The sequence below is a fragment of the Streptomyces sp. NRRL F-5126 genome (assembly GCF_000721265.1).
Lineage (GTDB): Bacteria > Actinomycetota > Actinomycetes > Streptomycetales > Streptomycetaceae > Streptomyces.
This window is the reverse complement of record NZ_JOFZ01000005.1, coordinates 262,421-284,170: the sequence shown is the minus strand read 5'-3', so window position 1 is coordinate 284,170 and position 21,750 is coordinate 262,421. Positions and strand designations below refer to the sequence as shown.

Genomic DNA, 21,750 nt, shown 5'->3' with positions numbered 1-21,750 from the left:
CGGGTGTGCGGTCCGCCCGCCCGACCGGCAGACTTCCCCCCATGAACGACAGGCTCGACGACGCCCCCGACGCCCCGGCCGCGCACCGGGCGGCGGACCTGATCACCACCCCCATCACCGCCGCCCTGCTACGCGGTGTGCTCGATCTCGAACAAAGGGAGAGGGGTCTGCTGCCGCACCGGCTGCCGGCGCGGGCACGCGCACAGAACAACGACGGCCAGCTGGCCATGGCGGAGGCCCAGCCCTCCGGAGTGCGCCTGGTGTTCCGCACCCGCGCCACCGCCATCGAGCTGGACACCCTGCGCACCAAGAACGCGTACGTGGGCGTCCCGCCACGCCCCGATGGGCGCTACGACCTGCTCGTGGACGGCCGGCCGGCCGCGCAGGCGAGCGTGACCGGCGGCAACGTCCTGCTGATCGACATGGCCGCGGGGACCACGCAGACGCAGCCGGGGCCGGTCGGCACGGTCCGTTTCGCCGGCCTGCCCGACCGCGGCAAGGAGGTCGCGATCTGGCTCCCTCACACGGAGATCACCGAGCTGGTCGCGCTGCGCACCGACGCCCCCGTCGAGCCGGTCACGGACAGCGGCCGCACGAGGTGGCTGCACCACGGAAGCTCCATCAGCCACGGCTCCAACGCCGACAGCCCCAGCACCACGTGGCCCGCGCTGGCCGCCTCGATCGCGGGCGTGGAACTGACGAACCTGGGGTTCGGCGGCAGCGCCCTGCTCGACCCGTTCACCGCCAGGGCGCTGCGCGACACGCCCGCCGACCTGATCAGTCTCAAGATCGGCATCAATGTCGTCAACGCCGACCTCATGCGGCTTCGGGCGTTCGGCCCCGCGGTGCACGGCTTCCTCGACACCATCCGCGAGGGCCATCCCACCACGCCGCTGCTGGTCGTCTCGGCTCTGCTGTGCCCCATCCACGAGGACACTCCCGGTCCTTGCGCCCCCGACCTCGAGAACATGGAGGACGGGCAGCTCCAGTTCCGCGCCCTGGGCGATCCCGCCGAGGTGCGGGCGGGGAAGCTGACGCTCAACGTCATCCGGGAGGAGCTGGCCCGCATCGTGCGCGAGCGAGCGGCCGACGACCCGAACCTGCACTACCTCGACGGCCGCGAGCTGTACGGCGAGGCGGACTTCGCCGAGCTGCCGCTGCCCGACCAGCTCCATCCGGACGCCGCCGCGCACCGCCGCATCGGCGAGCGCTTCGCCGCGCTGGCTCTGGCCCCCGAGGGGCCGCTCGCCGCACGCCGCGCCTGAGCGGCTCGCTGCCCCCTACCGGGTTCACCGGCCGCGCAGGTGGTCGTGGAGTGCGCGGGCCACCCGCGCCATGGCCGCCTCCGCGGCCGGCTGCGCCGCCGCGGGGACGCGTGACTCGGTGAGCGCGGCCACGGCGAGCATGTCGCCGTCCTCGTGCTCGACGACGCCGACCTCGTGGCGCAGGTTCAGCAGCGTCCCCGTCTTGGACGACCAGGTCTCCGCGTCGGAGGCGAAGTCGGGGGCCAGCCGCTGCCTGAACACGTTCTCGCGCATGAGCAGGCGCAGGCGCTCGGCGACCTCGGGTGGTACGCGGGTGGGCTGCCACAGCTCGTGCAGCAGGTCGGCGAACGCCCGCGCGGAGCCGGCGTTGGCCCGGCTCGCGTCCAGCTGCGCGACCTGATGCCCCTGCCCGGGTGTGGAGGCCCCGATCGCCAGGGCGTGGGCCAGCCCCGCCCTGTGCGGGGTGAGGCTGCCTGCGGCGGCGTCGGAGAGATCCCGCATGCGGTGGCGTACGGCGATGCCCTCGAAGCCCGCGTCACGCAGCGCGCCGTGGACGTCCCGCGGTGGCACGAGCCCGAACAGCGCGTCGGCTGCCGCGTTGTCGCTCATCGAGACGCTCAGGTACAGCAGGTCGTCGACCGCGACACGGGCGGGGTGGCTGAAGCGGCTCAGCCCCACGGGGCCCGAAGCGGAACCGTCGCCGGGCGCGCGTTCGCCGCCCGGCAGCACGTCGATCGCCTCCGCCCCGTCGAGCAGACCGGCGTGCCGCCGCTGGAGCACGGCCAGCGCGAGCGGCAGCTTCACCAGGGAGGCGACGGGAAGCACCCGGTCGGCGTCGATCCCGACCTGCTCGCCGCTCGCCAGGTCGCGGACGAGGAACGAACCCGCGAGCCCGGCGTCAGCGAGTACGCCCCTCAACTCGGCGACCAGCCGGACGCTGTTCACGCCTGCCCCCCGCCACGATGGGCCCGACGCTCCTCGGCCGGGCGCGGCCGGTCAGGCCGGCCACCGTCCGCACGGCCCGCGCAGACCGCCGCGTGGCCCGGTGGGACGGCCGCATGCTCCTGGGCGGCGGCTCCTGTGCGCGGTGGTGCGCCCTCCGGTGACGGCTGCGGCGCACGCGGCGCCCCCAGCGCCTGTGCCACTTGCTCCCGCAGCGCCCCGGTGAACCTCGCGGTGTCCGAGGAGCCCGCGGCCGCCCCGGGGCCGTGCGCGGCGGTGGCCGACGCGACGTAGCCGCGTGCGGCAGGGTCGCCGGCTATCCCGCGCCACTCCATGTCCCATTCGCGCGCCTGCTGTTGCGAGCAGACCAGCAGGTCGTCCCGTCCGCACAGCACGGCGGCCACGGCTCCCGCGCCCGACGAGGCGACCGCGATCTGGGCGGGCAGCAGCGCGGCACGGTGGCCGAGTTGCTCCAGGCGGCCGCGCACGTGCGGCACGTCGTCCTCGGGCTGCAGCCAGAGGTGCCGGGCGGCCCGCGTCCTGCCCGGGCGCAGCGTCTCGAGGCGCAGGGGACCGTCCTGGCCGGACGCCGCGTGCCCCGCGGGCACCGCGCCTGGCGCGGAGGCGACGCCCAGCGGCACGGTCCAGTCCGCCTCCGCCGGCGGCACGGCGAGGAGGGCGACCCTGACGTCGAGGGACCTCAGCAGCTCCGCGCGCTCGCCGGGCCCCGCCGCCTTGAAGTCGAGCGCCGCCCCTTCGCGGCGCGCCGCCGCGTCGAGCTCGGCGAGACGCATGACGGAGCAGGTGGCGGGGACGGCCACGGCGAGCGGGCGCAGCCTCACCTGCTCCGCGTGGAACTCCATGGCGTCGGCCAGCCGGACGAGCCGTTTCGCGGACGGGAGCATGGCCCGGCCGAACGCGGTGAGCGCCACGCGCCGCGTGGACCTGTCGAAGAGGCGCTCGCCGAAGTGGCCCTCAAGGGCGGCGATCCGCCTGCTCGCGACGGACTGGGGCACGCGGGCGGCGGAGGCTCCGAGCGTCACGCTCCCGTACTCCCCCACGCGCACGAACACGCGGCAGGCTGCTATCAGGTCCACGGCCCGATCGTATGCGGAAACGGCATGAGTACGGTCATGCGGGTCTTTGACCGCATGAATCGGCGGGACGAGGCTGCCGTGCATGTACCTCGCGAAACTACGGATCGCCCTGCCCGCCGCCGTGCTCGCCACCACTTCCGCACTGCTGGCAGGGTGCTCCTCCGCCTCCCCCGCCTCGTCAGGCGCGTCGTCCTCGGCCCCGGCCGCCGCCGTGTCCGCGAGCGCGTCCCCCGCGGCGCTCGACCGGAAACTGGCAGCGCTCGAGAAGCGCTATCACGCGCACGTCGGCCTGTACGTACTCGACACGAAGACCGGCCGGACCGTGAGCTACCACGCCGACCGCCGGTTCGCGCACTGCTCCACGATCAAGGCACTCGCCGCCGGCGTGCTGCTCAAGCGGACGAGCGACGCGCGACTCGACCACGTCATCACGTACCGCAAGGCGGATCTGGTCAGTTACTCGCCGATCACCTCGAAACACGTGGCACACGGCATGACACTGCGTGCGGTCATCACCGCCGCGCTCGAATACAGCGACAACACCGCCGAGAATCTGATGCTGGCTCAGCTCGGCGGCCCCGAGTCGCTGGAGAGCGCCCTGCGGAAGATGGGCGACGCGACGACGAACGCCGACAGGACGGAGCCGTCTCTGAACGACGCCACACCGGGTGACACCCGCGACACCAGCACGCCGCGCGCGCTCGGCACGGACCTGCGCGCCTTCCTGCTCGGCGACGCGCTGCCGGCCGGCCGGCGGAGCATGCTCAGGAACTGGATGGTGCACAACACGACCGGCACCGACTACATCAGGGCGGGGGTGCCCGCCGGCTGGAAGGTCGGCGACAAGACGGGCAGCGGCGGCTACGGGACGCGCAACGACATCGCGATCGCCTGGCCCCCGGCGCGCGGCCCGGTCGTCATCAGCGTGCTGACCGACCGCGGCACGGCGAACGCGCCGTCCGGCGACGCGCTCATCGCCGACGCGACCAGGACCGCGCTGGCCGCGCTCGGCGGTTGATGCCGGGCGCGCCCGGCATCAACCCGCTTGCGATACTCCGGCCATGAATGGCGAGCCGGCAACGGAACGGACGGCGGGCAACCGCCCGGGGTGGCGGCTGCGTTCCGCCCTGGCGGAGGACGTCGAGGTGATCGCGGAGTTGAGGGCCGGGGTGATGCGCGCGGACCTCGAACGCCTGGGGCGCTACGACGAGCACCGGGTGAGGCAGCGGCTACCTCGCGCCGGACCACCAGGGTCTCGGCCTCGGCTCCGCCGTCCTGCGTGCGGTGCTTGAACGGGCGGACGCCCAGGCCGTGGGCGTCGGGCTGATCGTCCTGCGGGGCAGCGCCGCCCGCCGGCTGTACGAGCGCCACGGATTCGCGGTGGAGTCCCAGGACCCGATCGACGTCGTCATGTCCCGCCCGCCCGGCGGCTCCGCGGCGGCCCCGGCCGCGCCGTGAACCGCCGGCGGGGTCACGGCCAGGCCGCCACGGCTCCCCCGTGGGCGTGGCGGCGTGGCCCGGTCGGCCGCGTCGCGGCCGTGCCAGTTGGACAGTAGAGGAGCGCCACGGACCAGGGCGAGGTCTGACTCGCACAGCGACCGCGCCCGCCGGTTTCGTTCCGCACAGCGAGCGCGCCGCTCGCGTTCACAGCAGGCCGAGCGCCGTGAGCGCCAGCCACAGTTCGTACGTCGCGCTCGGCGCGTCCAGCAGGGATCTGCCGGTGGCCTCCTCCGCGCGCACCAGGCGTTTGCGCAGCCCGGGCGGTGAGAGGCCGAGCGACGCGGCGCCCGCGGCGAGCCGGGTGTCGGCGCGCAGCCAGGCGCGCACCGCGTCGCGGCACGCGGGGGTGAGCGGGGCGACGCGGGCGCGCGCCCACGTCAGCGTCGCGGGGGCGGCGAGCAGCGCGTCCAGGTCGGCGAGGCGGCCGGGCGCTGGCGGGGTGTGCGGGGCGCGCAGCCGGAGCGCGAGCCACACCGCGGACCGGGGGCCGACGCCGCGCAGGAGGTCGAGTCCGAGTAGTTCCTGGACGAGCCGCAGCCGCGCGGTCAGCGTGTTGCGGTGGATCTTCAAGTGCTGGACGGCGCCCGCGCCGAAGGTCAGCCAGGAGGCGAGGGTGGCCAGCAGTTCCTCGGGGCCCGGGTCGGAGCTCCTGCCGGGCTGGTGGGCCAGTACGGGTCGTAGCAGCTGAGCGGCCCAGCGCGCGCCCTCGTCTCCCAGCAGCGGCGCGAGCCCGTCGTGGCGGCCGAAGCGCGACCACCGTCCGGGCGCGCGCCGGGCCACCGCGAGCGCGTGGAAGGCCTGCTCGTAGCCGAGGGCCGTGTCCCGCAGCGGCACGTCGGCGCTCACCCCTATCCGGCACCCGGGTATCTCGTCGAGCACCGCGTCCTCCCAGCTGGGGACGTCCGCCGGCACCAGGGCGATGAGGTGGCGTGAGCGCACCGGGCACGGCACGACCCACGCCACTCCCCCGGCCGTGCGCTCTAGGCGCTCGCCGGCCGCGGCGCGGTCGAGGCCCGACGACTCCACCACGCACACGCGCAGCGGCCCGGGCAGGATGTCCCCCATGGCACCGGCGACGCGGTGCGCCAGCGTCACGCTGCCGGCGACGAGCAGGTGCAGCACCGCCTCGCGCCCGTGCGCCCGCACGTCCGCCATGCGCCGGCGGTCACGCGCGCACTCGTCGGAGCGCAGCGCCAGCTCGACCAGGGGCGCCGCGTCCGCGAGCAGCGTGCCGTGGCGGAAGCCGTCGCGTCCGTGGAGCACGAGGTACGCGCCGCTGCCCACGGCCGCCATGTGCACCGTATGCTGCCGGTCCGTCCCGGTGACCCCGGACGGCATGCCCCGCCTGTACAGGTCGCCGACGGCGGCGACGGTGTCCTGGGCCGGGCTGCCGGGGGCTGCCGCGACCACCGCTCCTTCGCCCGTCACCACCGCGGCCGTGCCGCCGGCGCGGCGCGCCAGCCAATCGACGAGCGCCGCCACCGGCCGGGCGCCGCCCGCGAGCCTCACCAGCGCGAGTGCGTCCTCGGCACGTGCCGTACCGGAACGGGGGTACGTGCCTGCGTCGGTACCGCGCGGCGCCTCTCCCATGACGGACACGGTAACCGTGCGGATCCGGGACGCGGCAACCGTGCGCCGGCCCGGGGCGTGGGGGCCCGGGCGCGGTCAGCGTCCTCGTGCGTGCGCCGTGCGGGCCGCGGCGCCGGTGTGGACGGGCAGCCGGCGCAGGCGGCGCAGGCACTCCCCGTGCCAGTCGAGTTCGTCCGCGCGCAGGACGGACGACATGGCGGGGAAGCGGGCGAACAGCCCCGTCAGAACGTCGTGGACGACGCGGCGGCCCAGGCCCGCGCCGAGGCAGTAGTGGGGGCCGTGCCCGAATGTCAGATGTCCTGCCGGGTTCGGCCGCCGCGGGTCGGCTCTCAGCGGCCGCGGCCAGGCGGCGGCGTCCAGATTGGCGCGCAGCAGCGCGGCCACGACGACGGAGCCCCGCGGCAGGTCGGTGCCCGCGATCCGGCAGTCCTCGCGGGTGAAGCGCCAGCTCCCGTACTGGAAGGCCGGGTTGAGCCGGAGGATCTCCTCGGTGAGTGGCACGGTGGTGTCCTCGCCGCGCCGCAGGGCGTCACGCAGCCGCGGGCGGCCCAGGACGGTGAGCACCGCGGCGGGCACGACGGTGGTGAGGGAGTCGAGAGTGCCGACGAGCAGCATGCCGGCCATGCCGGCCAGTTCCTCGTTGGTGAGCAGGCCGTCCGTGTGCGCCCGCAGGAGTGCGGAGGCCGGCGTGGCGCGGGCCGCGCCGCGCGCGGCCCCGACGACGTGGAGTACGGAGCGGGTGAACGCCCGCTGCGCCGCCGTCTGACCCGGGGTGCCGGGGCCGGTGGTGCCCGCGTCGACGACGGCACGCACGGCGGCCCTGCGCTGGTGGGGCGGGAGCGCGAGTACTTCGCCCGCCGCGGCGTCCGCGACGGGAAGCGCCAGGTCGGCGACGATGTCGATCCGCTCGTTCGCGGGCAGGGCGCGGAGCAGTGCGGCCGTCGTCTCCCCGATTCGCGCGGCGGAGCGCGCGGCCGCGGCCGCGGTGAAGAACGGGGTGACGAGGGAGCGCATGCGGCGGTGGCGCTCCCCGGAGGCGGCCAGCAACTGCGGCGTGCGGGCGAAGAAGTCGTCGGGGTAGTGGCGCGCGGGGAAGCCCTGCACGGTCCCCACCTCGCGCACGTCGTTGGTGAGCCGCGCGTCGGCAAGGACGGCGCGCGCGGTCGCCGCGTCCTCGGCCGCCCAGGCACGCAGGCCGCCGCCCAGGGTGACGGGCCTCAGGCGAGGCGCGTTCGGCGGCGCGTGCCGGGCGTCCGGGACGGTGAATCCCCTCTCGTGCAGTACGGGACAGGCCAGCCGCGGCGCGTCGCCCCCGGCGGGTCCCGGCGTCCCGCCGCCCGCCACGGCTGCGTCCGTGCTCATGGCCCGGTGAGGACGAGGGCGGTGTTCTGGCCGCCGAAGCCGATGGAGGTGCTGACCACCGCCGACATCCGCCGCTGCCTCGGCCGCTTGGTCACGACATCGAGGTCCACCGCGGGGTCGGGCCGGTCCAGGTTGGCGGTGGGGTGGATGCACTGGTGCTGCAGGGTCAGCACGCTGACGGCCGCCTCGATGGCGCCGGCGCCCGCGATGGCGTGCCCGATGACGCTCTTGGTCGCGGTGACCGGCGGCGGGGTGCCGAAGACGGCGCGCAGGGCCTGCGCCTCGCTGGTGTCGTTGGCCTGCGTCGAGGTGGCGTGCGCGTTGACGTGGTCGATGTCGGCGGGTTCGAGGCCGGCGTCGCGCAGGGCTCCGTGCAGCGCGAGTACGGTGCCGCGTCCTGTGGGGTGGGGCGTGGTCCAGTGGTGGGCGTCGCTGGTGATGCCGCATCCGGCGAGTTGGGCGCGGATCGACGCGCCCCGCGCCCTGGCGTGGCGCGACTCCTCAAGGACGAGGATCCCCGCGCCCTCGCCGAGTACGAAGCCGTCGCGGTCGGCGTCGAAGGGGCGCGAGGCGCCCGCCGGGTCGTGGTGGCGGGTCGACAGGGCGCCCATCCGCCAGAAGGCGCCGGCGGCGAGCCGGGAGTAGGCGGCGGACTCGCTGCCGCCGGCCAGCACGATGTCGCAGGTCCCCGAGGTGATCAGGTCGCGCGCGAGCGCGATGGCCGTGGCCCCGGACGCGCAGGCGGTGGAGACCGCGAAGTTGGGTCCTGTGGCGCCGCAGTCGATGGCGATCTCGGCAGGCGCCATGTTGGGCATGGAGCGCGGCACGTCGGTGGGCGACAGCGCGCGGTGGGCGCCGCGTGCCAGGTGCCCGTACTCGCGCTCGGCCGTGTCCTGGCTGCTGGCGCCGACGCCGATGACGACGCCCACACGCGTGGAGTCCCAGGCGGCCGGGTCGAGGCCGGAGTCCCCGAGCGCCTCGCGGGCCGTGGCCAGCGCGAGGTGCACGAAGCGGTCCGTGCGCCACACGATGCGGCGCCCGATGAGGCGCACGGCGTCGAAGTCCGGGACCTCGCAGCAGAACGTGACCGGCAGGTCCCCGAGCCTGGGCGTGTGGGCGGCGGTGGGGGTGCCGTCGCACAGCCGCTCCCAGGTCGCCTCGGCGCCGATGCCGGCGGGGGTGGTCATGCCGAGGCCGGTGACCGCGACGGATCGGCGCGTCACGGCGCGGTGGTCGCGGTCGGGCAGAGCCCTGCGACGGCGTCCGCAGCCTCCGCGAGCGTCATGCTGGGCGAGAACCCGCTCTCCATGTCGGGGAGTTGGATGCCGAGCTGCTCTTCGAGCACGACGACGGTCTCGGCGAGGGCGAGCGAGTCCATCTCCAGCTGTTCGAAGGTGGTCGACGCGTCGATGTCGGCGGGGTCGACCCCGAAGTGCTCGGTCATGATGGCGGTGAAGCGGTCCAGCATCGGGCTGCTCATGCTTCCTAACCTCTCGGGGTGGGGGCGGCCTGGCCGTTCGGTGCGTGGGGTGCGTGCGGGACACGGGGCAGGTGGGTGGGGGGTGCGAGCGCGGCGTCCAGGTAGGCGCTGTCGATCGGGCGCGGGAAATCCGTCACGCGGCGGCGCTCCAGGTCTGCCGGCACGGCACGGGCGTAGGTCCTGTGCAGGCCGAGGTAGGCGGTGACCTCCACGCCGTACGCGTCGAGGCCGCGTTCCAGGTCGGTGGGGTCGTCCCGCTCGGTGACCAGCGAGAGCCGCAGACCGGGTACGGTGCGCTCGATCGCCGCGTTGACGAGGGACACCGGCGTGTCGTGCGGGTGCACGACGTGGTGGACGGCCACGCCGGGCCGCCCCGTGGCGCGGTCGGCGAGGCAGAGCATCGACGTGACCGCGTCCTGCACGGCCAGCAGGTTGACCGTCGCCTCGGGGTTCCCGAGCAGTCGTACGTGGACCGGCGCACCGGTCCCCCGCCCGGCCGAGCCCGGTGCCGCCACCCCCAACTGCCGCAGGACCAGCGCCATTTTCGCGGCGAGCACGGCATAGGTGTGGCGCGGTGCCCTGGGCAGGGCCCTGCGCGCGCTCAGCAGCACGGAGGGGCGGTACACCGTGGCGCCGCGCCCGGCGGCGGCCGCCCATGCGTGGACCAGTTCCTCGGCGCGGTGCTTCGACTCCTCGTAGGGAGTGACGAATCCGCCGTGCGCCGGGAGACGCTCCTCGGGGATCACGCCGTGGCTGCGCCGCCCGGCGACGAAGGCGGTGCTGATGTGGTGGAGGTGCGGCCGGCGCGCACCGCTTTCCGTCCATTCGAGAACGCGCCGCGTGCCTTCGACATTGGCCAGGTGCAGTGCGTCGGGGTCACCGTTCAGGGTGGTGAGGGCGGCGCAGTGCCAGACGGCCGAGACGGTGTCGGCGAGTTGGCGGTAACGCATTTCCGGCAACCCGAGGCGCGGGCGGCCCAAATCGATCCGCACGGGCGTCACCTGCCCGGGAATTCTCGCGAGTGTGCTCTCGCCTGCGCCCGCGGAACGGAGTGCGAGGGCCAGGGAACGGGCCACCGCGTGTTCGTCGCGGCGCCCGAGGGCCACGACGTGGCAGCCGCGTTCGAGGAGGCGGATGAGGAGGTGGGAGCCGAGGAAGCCGGTCGCACCGGTCAACGCGACGGTCCGGTCGGCGCGTCGGCCGTTCTCCGTTTCCACCGTCGCTTTTCCGGGTGATGACATCGGGCTTTCCGCCTCCTTCGTCCTCTTCACGGGCTTCCACGGATTCACTGCCTCACGGCGAACGGATTTGGGACTGTACTCGCCGCCGGGTCGTCCGGCGGTTCCGACATGGGTATTTCGCGCGGGCCTTCGGAAGAACGCTTTTCTGGTTTTTCCATTCGCCGCGCATATCACCCCATCACCTCCGGCAAATGGCGGGTCGTGTCCGAGGCCGCGTGCCGTGCGGCGGCCGTTCGTCGTTCCGTCAGGGGACCGGCAGGCCCTCAGGGTGGGCGGCGGCACGGCGACGGAGGTGCACGGGATGGGCGGGACGGGCGCGAGGTGGCGCGTGCGGCAGCGGCGACGGAGTGCGGGCACGGTACGGGACGGTGCCCCACTACCGGCTCTCGACCGGGCGCTCGCCGCCGTCGGCCGGCTGGCGGTGCGGCGGCGCGGTGCCGTGCTGCTGCTCGCCGCCTGCCTGGCCGCGCTGTGCGCCGTGCTCGGCCACTCCGTCAGCACCCGGCTCGTCAACGGCGGTTTCGTTCCCGGTTCGGCACCGTCCGCCCGGGCACACGCCGACATGGCTTCCTTCGGGGGCGGCGCACCCGACCTCGTCCTGCTGGCGCGGACCAGCGCCTCGGTCGACGGCACGGCGGAGCGGCGGGCCGGTCTGCGGCTGGTCTCCCGGCTGCGGGCCGACGGCGGTGTGCGCGACGTGGACTCGTACTGGACCGGCGAGTTGCCGCGCTCCCCGTCCGGGCGGGCCGGAGGCGGCGGGCCGGCGAGCCTGCTGCGGCAGGAGCTTCGCTCCGCCGACGGCCACACCGCGCTGGTCCTGGTGCGGCTGCGGGGCGGCGCCACTGAGGCACGCGGGACGCTGGCCCGGCTGATTCCCGAAGCAACGGGCTCCCAAGGGCCGTTGACGGTACGGGTGACGGGGCAGGCCGCGGCGCTGGAGGATCTGCAGGAGCAGAGCCAACAGGACCTGCGGACCGCGGAGACCGTGGCCGCGCCCGCCGTGCTCCTCCTGCTGCTGTGGGCGTTCGGCAGCCTGTGGGCGGCGCTGCTGCCGCTGGCGGTCGGCGGGCTGGCCGTCGCGGGGGCGACGGCCGTGCTGACGGCGCTCACGACGGTGACACCGGTGTCGGTGTTCGCGCTGAACCTCACCACCGCGGTGGGTCTTGCGATGGCGGTCGACTACAGCCTCTTCCTCGTCGTGCGCTACCGGCAGGAGCGCGCCGCCGGCACACCGCACGACGAGGCACTGGCCCGGATGATGCGCTACGGCGGCCGCACCGTGGCGGTGTCAGCGGCGGTCGTCGGGGCGGCGCTCACCGGTCTGCTGATCTTCCCGCTGTACTTCCTGCGGTCCCTGGCGTGGGCGGGGCTCGCGGTCGTCGCCCTGGCCGCGGCAGGCGCCCTGTTCGCCGTGCCCGCCGCACTGTCCCTGCTGGGAGCGGAACGAGCGGGCCGTGACTGGTTCGCCCGCCGGCGGCACAGGGGCGCCCCGGAGGAGGGCAGGTGGTTCCGGCTCGCGTGTGCGGTGATGCGGCGGCCCGTGCTGGTCACAGCGGCCGCCGTGGTGTTCCTCGGGACGCTGGCGCTGCCGTTCCACGGCGTCCACTTCGGGCTCAGCGACGAGCGCGTGCTGCCGAGGTCCGCGCCCGTCGTGCAGGCCGCGCGGTCGCTGCGGGCCGGCTTCCCCGCCGTCGCGGGCTCCGAGATCGACGTGGTGCTGCCGCACTGGCGCGGTGAGACCCCGGCGGGACGGCGCGAGTTGGACGTGTACGCGCGCCGGCTGTCCGCGCTGCCCGGCGCGCACGGTGTGCGCACCACGACCGGGCTCTACGCCGAGGGCCGCCGGGTCCTGGCCTGCCCGGCTCCCTCGCGGGCTCCGGTCGTCCAGCGGGCCACCTGCGCCGACCTGCTGGGCCGCCACACCTCGACCACGGGCACGTGGGTGGCCGTGAGCGGGCCGAACGCGCCGTACGGTGTGGCGTCCATCCGTCTCGTGCACGCGGTCCGCGGCACCGCGGCGCCCGTCGCGGCCCGGCCGGCCGGTCCCGCGGCCGAACTCGCCGACCTCAAGAAGGTGCTCGTCGAACGGATGCCGTACGCCGCGACGTTCGTCGTCCTGATCACACTCCTGCTCCTCGCACTGTTCACCCGCAGCGTCTTCCTGCCGGCGAAGGCCCTCGTGATGAACACACTCAGCCTGACCGCCACGCTCGGCGGGATGGTGTGGATCTTCCAGGACGGCCATCTGCGCGCCCTGGTGGGGCACTTCACCGTCACCGGCACCACCGACCTGCTCACGCCGGTGGTGGCGATGTGCCTCGCCTTCGGGCTGTCGATGGACTACGAGGTGCTGCTGCTCTCCTGCATCGGCGAGGCGCGGCTCGGCGGCCGCGACACGGTGCGGGCGACCGCGGTCGGCCTGCAGTCGGCGGCGCCGCTGTTCGTCGCCTCGGCGGCCGTCGTCGTGGTGGTGCTGCTCGCCCTCGTGTTCGCGGGCATCACCGTGATCAAGCTCATCGGCGTCACCGTCGCGCTGTCCCTCGTCATCGACGCGCTCCTGATCAGGCCCGTGCTCGTCCCCGCGGTGATGGCGCTGGCCGGGCCCGCGAACTGGTGGTGGCCGCTGGGTCGCCGCGCCGCCGCCCACGCCGGGGTTGCCGTGCCGGGGCCCGCGACGGCATCCGACAACGGCTCTCAGGTGCCCGCGGCGCTCGACAGGCGCGGCCCGGGAGGCGCGGGGTGAGGCACGGTCGCACCCGGCGGGGCCGGTGACGGGGCGAGAAGGGTACGGCGCACCGGCGCCAGGGGCGAGCCGGGTTCGGCCGGTGGTTGAGATGCCGCGTCCGTCACGGTGATGCTCCCTGCTTTCCCGGTGCGGTGCCTTGCCAACCGGGTACTCCCGGTTCGTGCGCTCGTGGACAGGCGGGGGCGGCGCTCAGACGACCGGAGGTGGCCCGATGAACAGGCACAAGCGCACACCGAGCCCGCCCAGGCACATCGCTATGGTCTCCGTGCACGCGAGCCCGCTCGCGGCGCTCGGCGACCCCGGCGCGGGGGGCCAGAACGTGTACGTGGCGGGGCTGGCGGGGCGCCTCGCCCGGCGCGGCCACCGCGTCACCGTCTACACCCGGCGCGCCGATCCCGGCCTGCCCCCGCACGTCCGCACGGCGGACGGCTACCTCGTGGTGCACGTCCCCGCCGGGCCGGCCACGTACGTCCCGAGAGACGAACTGCTCGGCCATATGCCCGCGTTCGGCGAGTTCCTGACCCGTAGCTGGTCGCTGGAGACCCCCGATGCCGCGCATGCGCATTTCTGGATGTCCGGCATGGCGGCGCTGGCGGGCGCCCGGCAGCACGGTGTGCCCGTCGTGCAGAGCTATCACGCTCTCGGCACCGTCGCGAGGCGCCACCAGGGCGACGAGGAGATCGGCCCGCACGAACGGCTCGCCGTCGAGCGGGCCATCGGCCGGGAGGCCGCGCATGTGGTCGCCACCTGCACGGACGAGGTCGCGGAGCTGCGCGAGATGGGCGTGCCGCGGCGGCGCATATCGGTGGTTCCGTGCGGCGTCGACACGGACCGCTTCACGCCCATGCCCGGCACACGGCGTCCGCAGGGCGCGCCTCAGCGGCTGCTGGCCGTCGGACGGCTGGTGCGGCGCAAGGGGTTCGACCGGGCGATCCACGCGCTGGCGGACGTGCCCGACGCGGAGTTGCTGATCGCGGGCGGCCCCGAGGCCTCGCTCCTGTTCGCCGACCCCGAGGCGGAGCGGCTGCGCAAGACGGCCGAGGAGTGCGGCGTGTCCGAGCGGGTCAAGCTGCTGGGGGCGATCTCCCGCGAGGAGATGCCGCATCTGATGTCGGGGGCGGACCTCGTCCTCTCGCTGCCGCAGTACGAGCCGTTCGGCATCGTGGCGATCGAGGCGATGGCGTGCGGGAAGCCGGTACTGGTGACTGCCGTGGGCGGGCACCTGGACACGGTGGTCTCCGGTGTGACGGGCGCCCTGGTGCCCACGTCCGCCGGCCACGACCTCGCGGACACGATCAGGAAGCTGCTCGACGACCCGCGGCGGCTGGAGCGCCTCGGCGCCTCGGGCCGTGAGCGGGTGCTCGACCGGTACACCTGGGACCGGGTGACGGACGGCGTCTCGCGCGTCTACAACCGGCTGTCGCGCGCCCCCTCGCCGGTGGGGTCCCCGCGATGACCGCGCCCGCCACGGCGAAACCGCACCGCGAGGGTCTGATGCCGCGGCTCGGCGGGGGCGCGTCCCCCGTGCGTACCGCCGTGTGCGACGTGCGCGACCGTGACACGGTCCGCACGCTCTTCGAGGAGGCGGCCGAGGCGACGGCGATCGGCGCGGACGAGTTCGCGTCCGCGACGGACACCATGTTCATGGGGCCCTGCACACGTCGCTCCAAGCCCTCCACCACCTCGGGCGGGAGCCCGGGCGGCGGCCGGTTCGGCCCGGTGGGGTCGGTCGGCGGGCTGCTCGGCGGGTCTCGCGCACGGTGTGGCGCCCGCGCATGGGGCAGCGCGCTCAACGACCGTGCCGCGACCCGGTACAAGGAGCGCGACCCGGCGTGCGGGCGGGGCTGACGGTCAGCCCACCGGCCGCGGGACGCGTTCGCGCGAGACCTCGCGGCGGATGCGCTCGCAGGAGCGGCTGATCAGCCGGGAGACGTGCATCTGCGAGATGCCGAACTCGCCCGCGATGTCGGACTGGCTCATCCCGCGGAAGAACCGCAGGTAGAGGATGCGCTTCTCGCGTTCGGGCAGCCGGCGAAGCCGCGGCCTGACGGTCTCGCGGTCGACGACCCTGTCCATGCCGGGGTCGGGGCTGCCCAGCGTGTCGCCGAGGGAGCGCCCGGCCTCCCCCGCGGTGAGTTCGGCGTCGAGCGAGAGCGCGGCGAAGCTGTTCAGCGCCTCGTTGCCCTGCCGCACCTCCGTCTCGGTGAGGCCGGCCGCGGCCGCTGTGTCGGACGTGGAGGGTTCCCGACGCCCGCCGCCGCGAGTTCCTGGCGCGCCAGGCGGACCCGGCGGCGCAGTTCCTGCACGCGGCGCGGCACGTGCACGGTCCACATGCAGTCGCGGAAGTGCCGTTTGAGCTCGCCGTCGATGGTGGGGACGGCGTAGCTCGCGAACGCTGTGCCGCGCTCCGTGTCGTAGCGAGTCACCGCCTTCACCAGGCCGAGGGCCGCCACCTGCTTGAGGTCCTCGAGGGATTCGCCCCTTCCCCGGTACTTGGCCGCCAGGCGGTGGGCGAGCGGCAGCCACTGCCGCGTCACCTCGTCCGTCAGCCTGGCCTTCTCCGCGCACTCGCCCAGTGCGGCGATGCGGAGGAACGCGTCCTGCGTGTCGGGCGCGTCGTCGTGCGGGTGCCTGTTGCGTCGGGTCGCCGTCCCGGCCTTCACATCTGTTGCCATCGCTACGCTCACTGCTCCTCGGACCCTGTCGCTGTCCTGGAGGGCGCGGTCCGGGCTGCACGCCAGGGTCCGCACCCTGAACGTGCCTGCTCTCCGAAGCACGACGACCGCCTGCCCCCGGCTCCCCGGCGCAAACACCGTCCCGGCGGGACTTCTCGGACGTGCCGGACGGGCACCGCCGGGGCCCCGGCGGACTCGGCGGTGTGACGCGGTCCGCGAGGGGCACCCGTACCGCGCCTGCCCCCGCCAGGCCGCCTGGTCGACTGGTTCGGGCCGCCCCTCACGGAGGAGAGATACGCCATGCACCCACCGGCCGAACGCGCACGTCGCGTCACGATCGACCCCGGCGGCCCCCTCGTGGTGGAGGGGCCCGTCGAGGTGGCGCTGGACGACGGCAGTGTCGAGCGCTCCGAGCGGCCCGCGGTCGCGGTGTGCACGTGCAGGCGTTCCCGGCGCTACCCGTGGTGCGACACGAGCCACCGGCGCCGCTCGCGGCCGGCCGGCCCCGACGCGGGCAAGGAAGGCGGCAGTGGAGCATGACCGCCAGGGCGGGACTGCCGAAGCCGCGCGGACCGCTGTCGGGGGCCCTGGTCGGCGCCCTGCGCGACGCGCAGGACATGGAGCGGGACGTACTCCCGCGGGCAGCGTCCGCCGACCCCTGCGGCGACGACCTCCAGCTCGCCCTCTACATCCTGTACGAACTGCACTACCAGGGGTTCGACGGCGTGGGCGACGAGCACGAGTGGGACCCCGGCCTGCTGCGGCTGCGCGCCGCCCTGGAGGCCACGTTCCTCGACGCCCTGAGGGGCGACGTGGCGCAGGGCTTTCCCGCGTCGCGCGTCGACGAGGCGCTGTCGGACCTGCTCGTCGAGCCCGCGCGTGACGACGGCACCGGCCTCAGCCACCATCTCGCACGCGAGGGCACCCTCGGCCAGTTGCGCGAGCACGCGGCGCTGCGCTCGCTCTACCACCTCAAGGAGGCCGACCCGCACGCCTGGGTCATCCCGCGCCTGCGCGGACGCGCCAAGGCGGGGATGGTCGCGGTCGAGTACGACGAGTACGGTGCGGGCCACGCGGACCGGCTGCACCAGCGGCTCTTCGCCGACCTGATGGGCGACCTCGGCCTCGACGCGTCGTACAACCACTACCTCGGCGCCTGTTGCGCCGAGATGCTGGCCGTGGTCAACCTCATGTCCCTGCTGGGCCTGCACCGCGCCCTGCGCGGGGCTCTCGTCGGACAGTTCGCGACGGTCGAGGTGACCTCGTCACCCGGCTCGCGCCGGCTCGCCGACGCCATGCGCCGCACGGGCGCGGGGCCCGCCGCGGTCCGCTTCCACGACGAGCACGTCGAAGCGGACGCCGTGCACGAGCAGTTGATGCGGCACGAGGTCGTCGGCGGGTTGCTGGCCGACGAGCCCGAGCTGGAGAAGGACGTCCTGTTCGGCATCGGGGCGACGGTCCTGCTCGAAGACCGCTTCTCGGCCGCCGTGCTGGCCGCGTGGCGCGAGGGCCGCAGCGCGCTGCGCGAGCCGCTGTGGGCGAGGCGCCGGAACGCGCCGCCGCCAGGCGTGGGTCGTGCTCAGCCGGTCGCCAGACGGTAGCCGCGTTTGGGGACCGTCCTGATCAGGTCGCGGTGCTGCCCGAGCGCCGATCTGAGCCGCCCGATCGCGGCCTCCACGGCGTGCCCGTCCGCGCCGGTCTCCGGCCACGCGCGACGCAGCAGCATCTCCCGGCTCACCACCCGGCCGGGGTGCTCGGCCAGCGCCCCCACGACCGCGGCCTGCCGCGGCGTCAGGCGCAGGCTCTCGCCCGACACGAGCAGGGCGTCGCCCTGGAGGACGACGTGCCGTCCGGCGACCTCCATGTCGCGCCGCGCCCTGGTGGGCAGCGTCACGGTGACGGTGCGCACCAGCGCGGCGAGTCCGGCGCGCCCCGGCCACACCGCGGGCACCCCCAGGACGCGCAGCCTGCGCCCGGGCGCGGGACCCGACGCCACGGGCACCACGTCCGCCCGCATCGCGTCGACCACGGCCGCGCGCCTCCCGCACGCGTCGGCGGCGGCGAGGAAGGTCACGAGGGCGGGCGCGCCGATGAACGTCACGGCATGCACCTCGCGCCTGGCCGTCCGCTCCGCCAGGCTCCGCACCGGCGCGTCCAGGACGCGGGCGCCACGCGCGGCCAGCGCGGCCACGAGCTCATCGTGGCCGCGCGCCGCGACGACCCCCACGGTGAAGCCGGCGAGCGGCCCGCCGGGGAAGGGCGTGCGTGGGCCGTGCCGGGCGGAGGGGTTGTCAGGGTTCGCCATGGACGCAGGCTGGGCGCAGCGGGTTTCCGGCACGTTGCCCGGGTGTCTCGGCGCCGTGTCCGTCGTGCTCGCGGTGTTACGTCGAAGGGCGGCCGCGCGGCACCGCGACCGGCGCGGTGTGAGGGACGCGTACCCGGCGTGCAACACGGCGGACCCCTCGGCGAAACCGGCGCCCGCCACGCTCGGTGCCATGGACGACACCGGCACGGACACCCACTGCCCGTACTGCTCGCTGCAGTGCGGGATGCGCGTCGCCGCCACGCCCGGCGGCGGGGCTCAAGTACGCGAGCGGCCCGCGTACCCCGTCAACCGCGGTGTGCTGTGCGGGAAGGGGCGGTCGGCGGCCGAGGTGCTGCGGCGCGGGACGCGCCTGGCCACGCCGCTCGTGCGGGACGGACGCGACGGTGCCCTGCGCCCGGCGTCGTGGCGCCAGGCGCTGGACGTGGCGGCGCGCGGCCTCGCCGACGTGCGCGGCAGGTACGGCCCCGACGCGGTGGGCGTGTTGGGCGGTGGCGGGCTCACGAACGAGAAGGCCTACCTGCTCGGCAAGTTCGCGAGGGTCGTACTGGGCACCGCGAACATCGACTACAACGGGCGCTTCTGCATGGCGTCCGCCGCCACGGCGCACCGGCGCGCCTTCGGACTCGACCGCGGCCTGCCGTTCCCGCTCGCCGACGTCGCGCGCACCGGCTGCCTGGTGCTGGTCGGCGCGAACCCCGCGGAGACCATGCCGCCCGCCGTGCGTCACCTGCGGGAGTTGCGGGCACGCGGCGGCACGCTGATCGTCGTCGATCCGCGCCGCACCGCCACCGCCGAGCTGGCCGACCTCCATCTGCGCGCCAGGCCGGGCAGCGACCTGGCGCTCGCCCTCGGCCTGCTGCACCTGGTGATCGCGGACGGCAACGTGGACGGGGAGTTCGTCGCGGCCCGCACGACGGGCTACGAGGAGGCGCGCGCCGCCGCGATGGCGCACTGGCCGGAACGTGCCGAGCGCCTCACCGGCGTCCCCGTGTCCGAACTGGCGCGCGCAGCAAAGATGTTCGGCGAGGCGGACACCGGCATGGTGCTCACCGCGCGGGGCGCGGAGCAGCACAGCAAGGGCACCGACACCGTCGGCGCGTGGATCGACCTGTGCCTCGCCACCGGCAACGCGGGCCGCCCGTACAGCGGCCCGGCCACCCTGACAGGCCAGGGCAACGGCCAGGGCGGCCGGGAGCACGGCCAGAAGGCCGACCAGCTCCCCGGCTACCGCGACCTGGACGATCCGGCGGCGCGTGCGCACGTGGCCGCCGTCTGGGGCGTCGACCCCGGGGCCCTGCCCGTGGCGGGGCGCTCCGCCTACGAACTCCTCGGCACGCTCGGGCTCGACGGCGGTGCGCGCGCCCTGCTGGTGATGGGCTCCAACCCGGTGGTGTCCGCGCCGCGCGCGGCGCACGTCACGGAGCGGCTCGGCGCCCTCGACCTGCTGGTGGTCAGCGATGTCGTGCTGTCGGAGACCGCACGCCTGGCCGACGTGGTGCTGCCGGCCGCGCAGTGGGCCGAGGAGAGCGGCACCACCACCAACCTGGAGGGCAGGGTGATCCTGCGGCAGCGCGCCCTCGACCCGCCGGAGGGCGTACGCACCGACCTGGCGATCCTGCGCGGGCTCGCGGCGGCGCTCGGCCGGCCCGAGGGCTTCCCGGACGACCCGGAGGAGGTCTTCGACGAGTTGCGGCGCGCCTCGGCCGGCGGCCCCGCGGACTACGCGGGCATCAGCCACCGCCGGCTCCGCGGGGGCGACGGCGTCTTCTGGCCGTGCCCCGACGAGGCGCACCCCGGCACGCCGAGGCTCTTCCTCGACCGTTTCGCGCACCCCGACGGCCGCGCCAGGTTCGCCGCCGTGACGCACCGGCCGGCCGGCGAGGAGCCGGACGCCGAATACCCGGTGTACCTCACGACGGGGCGTGTGACGGCGCAGTACCAAAGTGGCGCGCAGACCCGCCTGGTCCCCGCGCTCAACGCGGCGTCGCCGGGCCCGTTCGTGCAGCTGCACCCGCGTCTCGCGCGCAGCCTCGGTGTGGTGGACGGCGAGCCGCTCTCGGTCACCAGCCGGCGCGGCCGGGCCGTGGCACCCGCCAGGGTCAGCGAGGCGATCAGGCCCGACACCGTCTTCATGCCGTTCCACTGGCCGGGCGAGGGGCGCGCCAACACCCTCACCAACCCGGCGCTCGACCCGGCCTCCGGCATGCCGGAGTTCAAGCTGTGCGCGGTCCGCGTCGAGCGCGCGGGTGCGGCCGCACCGGCGGCGCCCGGTGCCGGAGCGGCCGCGTGAACGGCCCGCGCGTCGCCGTCGTGGGCGCGGGCATGGCGGCCGCGCGGTTCGCCGAGCGGTACGCCGCGTTCGGCGGCGCGGGAAAGGTGACGCTGTACGGCGCGGAGCCCCACCGCCCCTACAACCGTGTCCTGCTCGCCGACGTGCTGGCGGGCCGCTTCGCGCCGCGCGACATCGCGCTGCCGCCGGGTACGGCGCGCGTGCGTACGGGGGCCGAGGTGGTCCGTGTGGATGCCGCCGCGCGCACGCTGGCGCTCGCGGACGGCTCGGTGCACGGCTGGGACCGCCTCGTCCTCGCCACGGGCGCGAACCCGGTGCTGCCGCCGATACGGGGCGTGCGGCTGCCCCACGGTGCGGGTCTTGCCGGGGGCGTGCACGTCCTGAGGACGCTCGACGACTGTGCCGCCCTCGCGCGCGACGCGGCGACGGCGCGGCGGGCCGTCATCGTCGGCGGCGGGGTGCTCGGGGTGAGCGCCGCACACGCGCTCGCCTCGCTCGGCGTGGCCGTCGAGATCGTCCACCAGGGGCCGCACCTGGTCGAGCGGCACCTCGACGCGGACGCCGCCGCGGTGCTCGCGCGGGGCCTGGCGCGGCTCGGCGTCGTGTCGTACCCGGGCAGCAGGGCCCGTGCGGTGCGGTGCCGCGGGGGCCGCGTGTCCGCGGTCGAACTCGCCTGCGGTCCTGGCCTGTCGTGCGACCTCGCCGTCCTCGCGTGCGGCGCCAGGCCGCGCACGGCGCTCGCGTACGCGGCCGGGATCGGTGTGCGGCGCGGTGTCGGCGTCGACGACGCCCTCGCCACGTCCGCGCCCGGCGTGTACGCGATCGGTGACTGCGCCGAGCACGACGGGGTCCTGCACGGCCTGGCGACGCCGGCCTGGGAGCAGGCGGACGTCCTCGCCGCCCGGCTCTCCGGCGCCCGCCCGTCGGCCCGCTACCGGGGCTCGCGCGCGCCGGCCAGGCTGGCGGCGGGCCCCCTGCAGTACGCGGCCTTCGGCGAGGTCGACGAGGACGCGGACCCAGGCCTTGACGTGCTGCGGCTCGTCGACGCGACCCGCGGCAGCTACCGCAAGGTGCTGATGCGGGGCGACCGGCTGGCCGGCGCCGTCCTCGTCGGCGACATGACGGCCGTGGACGCCATCGCGGAGGCGTTCGGCCGGCGCGACGGCCCGGCCACCGGGGACCTTCACCATCTGCTGGTCCCCGGCTGAGCCGCGCGGGCGGCGCGGGCGGCGCATG

17 protein-coding genes and 2 pseudogenes are annotated in these 21,750 nt (G+C 75.3%); 10 read left to right on the top strand and 9 right to left on the bottom strand.

Features of this window, described 5'->3' with window-relative positions:
* Window positions 1-41: 41 nt before the first annotated feature.
* Window positions 42-1,265 (top strand): GDSL-type esterase/lipase family protein, encoded by a 1,224-nt coding sequence (locus IH48_RS0112440; RefSeq protein ID WP_051839634.1) that lies wholly within the window; start codon window positions 42-44, stop codon window positions 1,263-1,265.
* A gap of 24 nt (window positions 1,266-1,289) precedes the next feature.
* Here the strand turns inward: IH48_RS0112440 and IH48_RS0112435 are convergent, their stop codons facing one another.
* Both IH48_RS0112435 and IH48_RS36995 read right to left on the bottom strand, forming a co-directional pair.
* Entirely contained in the window at window positions 1,290-2,210 is a 921-nt protein-coding gene (locus tag IH48_RS0112435; protein WP_030902966.1) for a serine hydrolase, read from the bottom strand.
* Window positions 2,207-3,304 (bottom strand): LysR family transcriptional regulator, encoded by a 1,098-nt coding sequence (locus IH48_RS36995; RefSeq protein WP_234434222.1) that lies wholly within the window; start codon window positions 3,302-3,304, stop codon window positions 2,207-2,209. The genes IH48_RS0112435 and IH48_RS36995 overlap by 4 nt, the downstream gene beginning before the upstream one ends.
* An 82-nt stretch (window positions 3,305-3,386) precedes the next feature.
* Between IH48_RS36995 and bla the strand changes: the two genes are divergently transcribed.
* Together bla and IH48_RS33200 are read left to right on the top strand one after the other, a co-directional pair.
* Window positions 3,387-4,322: a class A beta-lactamase gene (bla, locus tag IH48_RS0112425; protein ID WP_030902962.1), complete on the top strand. Its 936-nt coding sequence runs from the start codon at window positions 3,387-3,389 to the stop codon at window positions 4,320-4,322.
* Window positions 4,323-4,365: 43 nt separating this feature from the next.
* A pseudogene (locus tag IH48_RS33200) lies at window positions 4,366-4,762 on the top strand (GNAT family N-acetyltransferase).
* Between the two features lie 186 nt (window positions 4,763-4,948).
* Here IH48_RS33200 and IH48_RS0112415 read toward each other — a convergent pair.
* From IH48_RS0112415 to IH48_RS0112395, 5 genes are all read right to left on the bottom strand, one after another.
* A complete protein-coding gene (locus IH48_RS0112415; protein WP_078849664.1) occupies window positions 4,949-6,394 on the bottom strand; it encodes a PucR family transcriptional regulator in 1,446 nt (481 codons plus the stop codon).
* Window positions 6,395-6,469: 75 nt separating this feature from the next.
* Window positions 6,470-7,756, bottom strand: a complete 1,287-nt coding sequence (locus IH48_RS0112410) for a cytochrome P450 (protein WP_078849663.1) — start codon at window positions 7,754-7,756, stop codon at window positions 6,470-6,472.
* A complete protein-coding gene (locus IH48_RS0112405) occupies window positions 7,753-8,979 on the bottom strand; it encodes a beta-ketoacyl-[acyl-carrier-protein] synthase family protein (RefSeq protein ID WP_030902953.1) in 1,227 nt (408 codons plus the stop codon). Before IH48_RS0112405 ends, IH48_RS0112410 begins: the two co-directional genes overlap by 4 nt.
* Complete coding sequence (locus IH48_RS33195) at window positions 8,976-9,236, bottom strand: acyl carrier protein (RefSeq protein ID WP_051839632.1); 261 nt, start codon at window positions 9,234-9,236, stop codon at window positions 8,976-8,978. The genes IH48_RS0112405 and IH48_RS33195 overlap by 4 nt, the downstream gene beginning before the upstream one ends.
* A 5-nt stretch (window positions 9,237-9,241) precedes the next feature.
* Window positions 9,242-10,477 carry an SDR family oxidoreductase gene (locus IH48_RS0112395; RefSeq protein WP_107059287.1) on the bottom strand — a complete coding sequence of 412 codons (1,236 nt, stop codon included), beginning with the start codon at window positions 10,475-10,477 and terminating at the stop codon, window positions 9,242-9,244.
* Window positions 10,478-10,805: 328 nt separating this feature from the next.
* On the opposite strand from IH48_RS0112395, the gene IH48_RS0112390 reads away from it, so the two are divergent.
* The 3 genes from IH48_RS0112390 to IH48_RS0112380 all read left to right on the top strand — a co-directional run bounded on the left by IH48_RS0112390 (window position 10,806) and on the right by IH48_RS0112380 (window position 15,071).
* The gene (locus tag IH48_RS0112390) at window positions 10,806-13,220 is read left to right on the top strand and encodes an MMPL family transporter (protein WP_158710280.1); all 2,415 of its coding nucleotides are present in this window, start codon (window positions 10,806-10,808) and stop codon (window positions 13,218-13,220) included.
* Between the two features lie 214 nt (window positions 13,221-13,434).
* Entirely contained in the window at window positions 13,435-14,679 is a 1,245-nt protein-coding gene (locus tag IH48_RS0112385) for a glycosyltransferase (protein ID WP_030902946.1), read from the top strand.
* On the top strand, window positions 14,676-15,071 hold the full coding sequence (locus IH48_RS0112380; protein ID WP_030902943.1) for a hypothetical protein: 396 nt from the start codon (window positions 14,676-14,678) through the stop codon (window positions 15,069-15,071). Before IH48_RS0112385 ends, IH48_RS0112380 begins: the two co-directional genes overlap by 4 nt.
* Window positions 15,072-15,074: 3 nt before the next feature.
* On the opposite strand, the pseudogene IH48_RS33190 reads toward IH48_RS0112380, so the two are convergent.
* Window positions 15,075-15,898: pseudogene (locus tag IH48_RS33190) on the bottom strand (SigB/SigF/SigG family RNA polymerase sigma factor).
* Between the two features lie 300 nt (window positions 15,899-16,198).
* Here IH48_RS33190 and IH48_RS0112370 point away from each other — a divergent pair.
* Both IH48_RS0112370 and IH48_RS0112365 read left to right on the top strand, forming a co-directional pair.
* The gene (locus IH48_RS0112370; protein WP_037841734.1) at window positions 16,199-16,438 is read left to right on the top strand and encodes a CDGSH iron-sulfur domain-containing protein; all 240 of its coding nucleotides are present in this window, start codon (window positions 16,199-16,201) and stop codon (window positions 16,436-16,438) included.
* Window positions 16,435-17,499, top strand: a complete 1,065-nt coding sequence (locus IH48_RS0112365; protein ID WP_051839625.1) for an iron-containing redox enzyme family protein — start codon at window positions 16,435-16,437, stop codon at window positions 17,497-17,499. Before IH48_RS0112370 ends, IH48_RS0112365 begins: the two co-directional genes overlap by 4 nt.
* On the opposite strand, the gene IH48_RS0112360 is transcribed toward IH48_RS0112365, so the two are convergent.
* Complete coding sequence (locus IH48_RS0112360) at window positions 17,478-18,203, bottom strand: winged helix-turn-helix domain-containing protein (RefSeq protein ID WP_051839624.1); 726 nt, start codon at window positions 18,201-18,203, stop codon at window positions 17,478-17,480. The genes IH48_RS0112365 and IH48_RS0112360 overlap by 22 nt on opposite strands.
* 190 nt (window positions 18,204-18,393) lie before the next feature.
* On the opposite strand from IH48_RS0112360, the gene IH48_RS36605 reads away from it, so the two are divergent.
* On the top strand, window positions 18,394-20,514 hold the full coding sequence (locus IH48_RS36605; RefSeq protein WP_037841796.1) for a molybdopterin oxidoreductase family protein: 2,121 nt from the start codon (window positions 18,394-18,396) through the stop codon (window positions 20,512-20,514).
* Window positions 20,511-21,722 (top strand): NAD(P)/FAD-dependent oxidoreductase, encoded by a 1,212-nt coding sequence (locus tag IH48_RS36600; RefSeq protein WP_234434221.1) that lies wholly within the window; start codon window positions 20,511-20,513, stop codon window positions 21,720-21,722. Before IH48_RS36605 ends, IH48_RS36600 begins: the two co-directional genes overlap by 4 nt.
* Window positions 21,723-21,750: the final 28 nt, after the last annotated feature.